Here is a 5,278-nt window from a genome sequence, read left to right on the forward strand (position 1 = left end):
CAAAGCACCATTTATACCACCAAAGTTGCCACCAAAATTAGACTACAACAGTTTAATTAAAGAAATCGGTGAAGCTAATCGCGCTCTCGGTGAACTCAACGGATTATTAGTAAACATTCCTAATCCAGACCTATTAACCTCACCTTTACTTACCAAAGAAGCAGTTTTAAGTTCACGTATAGAAGGAACACAAGCCTCGCTTGAAGATGTCTTGAAATACGAAGCTGAAGAGAAGGTAACTGAGGCCAACGAAAAAGAAAGAGATATCAGGGAGATTATCAATTACCGGCAGGCTATGCGTCTGGCTATTGAAGAGCTAGAGAAAAGACCTATTAGTGAGAACCTAATAAAGAAGATCCACTATGTTTTGCTTGATTCTGTCCGAGGGGCAAGCAAAGATAGAGGAAATCTAAGGCGAACCCAGGTTTTTATTGGTCTACCCGGAACCCCGATAGAAGAAGCAACCTATGTGGCACCACCTGCTAATGCACTACAACAGCTATTAAGCAATTGGGAGCAATATATAAATTCCGATAAAGAAAAAGATCCCCTTGTACAGATTGGCTTAGCTCATTATCAGTTTGAAGCTATTCATCCGTTTTTAGATGGCAATGGCCGAATTGGCCGGCTTTTAATTCCTTTATTCTTATATCAAAGAAACCTCTTATCGTATCCACTGCTATATATCAGCGAATACTTTGAAGAGAACAGAAGGGATTATTATGATCTCCTAAATAGCGTTAGCAATAACGGGGCTTGGGATAGCTGGCTTAGGTTCTTCTTAAATGCCATCACCACCGAATCTATTAAAACAAAGGGCACGGTTTTAGGTATCCTTAACCTATACAATGATTTAAAAGCGGAGATTACTGCTATTAACTCGATCTATGCCGTTCGGCTATTAGACGTAGTTTTCGCATCGCCTATAGTGTCATTTGCCAGCATCAAGGAGCACTTAAAAACAGCAAGCAACCAAACTGTCTACAACCTTTTGGCAAAGTTTGTTAATGCAGGTATTTTACAAGAGATTTCCGGCAAAAAAAGAGATAGAGTTTACGTCTTTGCTAAGTTGATCGAGATTTTAAGGTAAACATAGCTTACCGGCTGATCTGTCTTCGAATAACGAACTGAGGCACTTTAGAGCTTCTCAAAATACCCCTCCAACTTATCTAGCAGCTCTTTTTGGTTCGAATAGTGTTGGATTAGGGCTCATCCCGACACAGTTAAGCCTCTGATGCGTCTTCCTTGCGGTTGAATTCGTTCATGGCGCGTTCGACGCCGTGTTCGATGATGAAAGTTACGGCATCCGCCGCCTTGATGATGGCAAAGTCTACGTCTTCGCGCTCGCGTTTGGCAAAGGGGTGGAGCACATAGTCCCTGGCATCTTGCCTGCCGGAGGGCCTGCCGATACCGATGCGCACCCGCAGGAAATCCCCGCTTCCGAGTTGCCCGACTATTGATTGTATGCCCTTATGCCCGCCGCTTCCGCCATCGGGGCGAATCCTGATGCGTCCCGGCTCGAGGTCGAGGTCGTCATAGATCACGATCAAGCGGTCGAGTTCAACACCCTTGCCTTTAAGTATCTCGCGCACGGCAAGGCCGCTGTTGTTCATAAAGGTCAGCGGCTTCAGCAGCACCACGTTTTCACCGGCGAGTGCGCCCTCGCCCCATCGGGCCAGACGGCTTTTTTTGTCAAGACGTATGCCGTATTCCCGGCTCAGCCTATCGATGACCATAAAGCCGACGTTGTGCCGCGTCGCTTCGTATTCGGTTCCCGGATTCCCTAAACCAACTATGATATACATAACACTAAATGTCCCTAAATGTACCTGATAATGACCCGTATAAAGAAAAAGGGCGCAAGGCAATACCCCGCGCCCGGAAACTTAAGCGTTACTCTTTTTCTGCTGCTCTCGCTGCGGCTTCGGCGCTTCCCTCGACCGCCTCCGGTGCGATTCCCTCGACCGCCTCGGTGGTAACCGTTACCACACGCGGTACCGCAATCGCCACAACAACCGCCTCGGGATCGGTCAGCATCTCTAAGCCATCAGTTAGACCCAAGTCTTTTGCATGAACGCTCTCTCCCAGTTGCAGCTCGCTGACATCTACCTCGATATGATCCGGCATGGCTTGCGGCATACCCTCAATTTCGATAGTTTCTGTATGGCGTTCAAGAACACCGCCCTCTTTTATGCCTGGCGCTTCGCCGACAATCGCTATTGGAACCATCGCAGCGATTTTTTCATCGAGGGCTATCTTTTGAAAATCGATGTGGAGGTACTCGGCGCGCACCGGGTTTCTCTGGACTTCCTTGATTACGGCGTTTGGATGCCGCTTCGCGCCGGGCAGTTTCAGTTTAAAGATAACGTGCGTCCCCGCCCCCGAGTGAACGAGCGTTGAAAACTCGCGCGCGCTTATGATAATCGGCGTCGAGCCCCCGTCACTGTAAAGGACAGCAGGGATCTGGCCCTGCCTTCTGAGTTTTTTGCTTGATTCTTTTCCTACTACTTCACGCTTTTCTGCCTTAAGTTCGAATATATCCATATCCACACTCCTTATATAACTAAGTAAAACTATCTTCTCTGCTATTATCTAACCGCTCTTACAATATAGCGGTTCTACACCACTTCGCGACCAGAATGGTAACACTCGATGTACAATCCCTGGACCCAGGACCCTGGCCTCTATAACTGGTTCTGGCCGTCAAACAACTCGCTTACCGACCTGTCCTCGTAAACGTTTCTAATCGCCTGGGACAAGAGACCGGCTATTGAGAGAACCTTGATCTTGGGGATCATCTTGCTGTCCGAAATCGGTATTGTGTTCGTGGTTACCAGTTGCTTGATCGGTGATTTTTCGATACGCTCGATTGCCGGGCCGGAGAGAACCGGGTGCGTTGCGCCGGCGTAGATCTCGGTAGCCCCGTGATCCATGAGCGCCTGCGCGCCGCTGACCAGTGTTCCGGCGGTATCGACCATGTCGTCGATCATCAAGCACGGATGCCCTTTTATCTCTCCGATAATATGCGTAATCTCGGCCACGTTATGCGCCGGTCGTGTCTTGTGCAATATCGCCAGAGACGCCCCAAGTTTATCGGCATACCTCTTGGCCATCTTTACCCTTCCAACATCGGGTGAAACCACCACGAGGTCATGAAAATTCTTTTCCTTAAAGTACCCCGACAGAATCGGAAGTCCCATCAGATGGTCAACCGGGACATCGAAAAACCCTTGGATCTGCCCTGCATGCAGGTCGACCGTTACCATACGGTCGATACCCGCGGTCATTAAGAGGTCTGCAATCAACTTAGCGGTGATAGGCTCCCTCGCCGCGGCTTTTTTATCCTGGCGTGCATACCCGTAGTGCGGGATGACCGCGAACACTTTATGCGCGGAGGCACGCTTTAAAGCATCAACCATAATCAATAGCTCAACCAGGTTATTGTTGACATTGTCAGCGAGCGTTTGTACCACAAACACGTTAGCGCCCCTGATGCTCTCCTGGTAGCGCACGTAAATCTCACCGTTGCTAAAGGTCGACAGCTCAACTTTGCCGAGCTGGACCCCCAAGTGTTCCGCAATTTCCTCCCCCAGGGCCGGATTGGACCGACCGCTGAATAGCATTAATCGTTTGCTTTCTTCGCTTGCCATGTTCTCCTCACACTTTAACTTTCTGATATATCTTTTCGTTGTCTTCGTTTCTTGGCCCAGTCGTTGATTATGGTTTGATCGGACCTCTCGACAGCCAGGCTGTCGGCCGGAACATCCTTCGTAATTACCGAACCGGCCGCGGTAAACGCACCCTTGCCGATACGCACCGGTGCCACCAGCATGGTATCGCTCCCCACAAACGCGCCGTCTTCGATAACGGTCTGGTATTTGTTGGCGCCGTCGTAATTACATGTGATGCTGCCTGCCCCTATATTAACATAATCGCCTATATGCGTGTCGCCGATGTAGCTTAAGTGCGGTACCTTGCTTCCCCGGCCGATCTCACTCTTCTTTACCTCGACAAAGCCGCCGACCTTAGCGCCGGTCTTTACCAGCGTCCCCGGTCGGACATGACAAAACGGTCCAAGCTCTGCCGAGTCCTCTATAACACTCTCTTTTACTACCGAGCTTTCTATGACCACCGCATTGCCCACCAGACAATCAACCAGACGGCTTGCGGGGCCTATGATACAGTTTTCACCGATTTTTGTATCACCGCTGATGAACGTCATGGGATAGATAACCGTGTCCCTGCCGATCGTAACACTATCGGCAATAAAGGTGGTCGTGGGATCGATGAGCGTGACACCGGCCAGCATAAGCTTCTCGTTGATCCTGCCCCGCATGATGCGGTCGGCCTCGGCCAGCTGCACCCGCGTGTTCACGCCCATGGTCTCCTCCGGCTCATCAGCGAGGCACGCCATGATCGTTCCTCCGCCATCGCTTAAAACTTTGATAGCGTCGGTCAGGTAGAATTCTCCCTGCTGATTGTTTGAGTCTATCCCTTTTAGCGCTTCAAAAAGCTTTTCTTTATCAAAGCAGTAGGTGCCCGAGTTTACTTCGGCGATCGCCTTTTGCTCATCCGTTGCTTCCTTCTGCTCGACAATCGCTTGAACCGCACCGGTCGATGAGCGGATAATCCTGCCGTAGCCGGTCGGGTTATTCATTCGGGCCGTAAGCAATGTCGCCGCGGCCTCGTTCGAAGTATGGATATCGAGCATCCGCTGCAATGTCTCGGCGCTAAGCAGGGGCGTGTCCCCGCTAAGAACTATAACGGTACCGACAAAATCGGCCAGCATATCTTCAACCGTAGAGACCGCGTGCCCCGTGCCCAACTGCTCTTCTTGTAGCGCAAAGTCGACCCCTTCAAGGGCGGCCTTTACCTCATCGGCCCGGTGACCGACGATAACAATTGTCCGCTCGGGGTTGAGGCTTCTTACGGATTTTAAAACGAAGTGAATCATCGGCTCCCCACAAATAGTGTGGAGGACCTTCGGGCGGGAGGATTTCATGCGGGTGCCTTCCCCCGCCGCTAAAACCAAAACAGCTAGGCCCATCAAGCAATAACTCCTAATCCTGTTTACTCTTACCAAACGCCAAATGGCTTTATACAGCTTTTAAACATCAAAAATTATACACGTATTGTGAGATATTTGAAATAACGGGGCTCTTATGTTCTATTGTTCCATTGCTCCGCACGGGAATAATTATTCCCGTGCGCGGGTAACTAGTGCCAGAACACCATAATTATTGTGTCATTCTGAAGCGTTGCGAAGAATCTAGCGGGC

5 protein-coding genes are annotated in these 5,278 nt (G+C 50.0%); 1 reads left to right on the top strand and 4 read right to left on the bottom strand.

Translation table 11 applies throughout. The features are described from left to right. The coding region (locus tag COY37_RS11665; RefSeq protein ID WP_286977692.1) for a Fic family protein at positions 1-1,090 on the top strand (1,090 nt) is incomplete at its 5' end. 133 nt (positions 1,091-1,223) lie between these two features. On the opposite strand, the gene pth is transcribed toward COY37_RS11665, so the two are convergent. The 4 genes from pth to glmU form a co-directional block, all read right to left on the bottom strand. Further along, positions 1,224-1,805 carry an aminoacyl-tRNA hydrolase gene (pth, locus tag COY37_RS11670; RefSeq protein ID WP_286677731.1) on the bottom strand — a complete coding sequence of 194 codons (582 nt, stop codon included), beginning with the start codon at positions 1,803-1,805 and terminating at the stop codon, positions 1,224-1,226. 88 nt (positions 1,806-1,893) lie between these two features. Then, positions 1,894-2,544, bottom strand: a complete 651-nt coding sequence (locus COY37_RS11675) for a 50S ribosomal protein L25 (RefSeq protein ID WP_286677732.1) — start codon at positions 2,542-2,544, stop codon at positions 1,894-1,896. 140 nt (positions 2,545-2,684) lie between these two features. Beyond that, complete coding sequence (locus COY37_RS11680) at positions 2,685-3,650, bottom strand: ribose-phosphate diphosphokinase (RefSeq protein ID WP_286677733.1); 966 nt, start codon at positions 3,648-3,650, stop codon at positions 2,685-2,687. Between the two features lie 14 nt (positions 3,651-3,664). Continuing rightward, entirely contained in the window at positions 3,665-5,047 is a 1,383-nt protein-coding gene (glmU, locus tag COY37_RS11685; protein ID WP_286677734.1) for a bifunctional UDP-N-acetylglucosamine diphosphorylase/glucosamine-1-phosphate N-acetyltransferase GlmU, read from the bottom strand. Between the last annotated feature and the right edge of the window lie 231 nt (positions 5,048-5,278).

Source organism: Candidatus Aquicultor secundus, assembly GCF_002791875.1.
GTDB classification, from domain to species: Bacteria; Actinomycetota; Aquicultoria; order Aquicultorales; family Aquicultoraceae; genus Aquicultor_A; species Aquicultor_A secundus.